At 61.7% G+C, this 439-nt stretch carries 1 protein-coding gene; it reads right to left on the reverse strand.

All coding sequences use genetic code 11. The features are described from left to right. Positions 1 to 439: immunoglobulin-like domain-containing protein (locus HU760_RS24360; protein WP_217858985.1), on the reverse strand; the 439-nt coding region annotated here is incomplete at both ends.

Genomic DNA, 439 nt, shown 5'->3' on the forward strand with positions numbered 1-439 from the left:
CTGCTCGAACTTGCCGACATCGGTGCCGCTGACCAAAGCGATCGATTTGATCACAGGGTCATTCGCACCGGTGTACACGTTGTCCGGCGCGGTGACGGTGACCGAACCGGTCGTGCCATTGGCCGGCACGGTGATGGTGGTGCCGTCGTTCAGGGTGAAGGTCAGCGCACCGTGCTTGTCGATCGGCAGGCCATCTTTGTTGGTCAGGGTCACGGTGTAGGTGATATCGCCGCCTTCGTTAACCGAAGGGGTCGCAGTCAGCTTGGCCACCACTTCGTCAGTGGTGTCGGTGACCTGAACCTTGGCCGCATCGCCCAGCTGCAGGTTCTCGAAGGTACGACCATCGACGTCCACAGCCGACTTGATGCCCAGGCTGAGTTCGCCCGAGTCCTTGTAGACGTCATCGCCTTGCGCCGCGTGCTCGTAGGCTGCGCTGGTC

It is taken from the genome of Pseudomonas oryzicola (assembly GCF_014269185.2).
GTDB lineage: Bacteria > Pseudomonadota > Gammaproteobacteria > Pseudomonadales > Pseudomonadaceae > Aquipseudomonas > Aquipseudomonas oryzicola.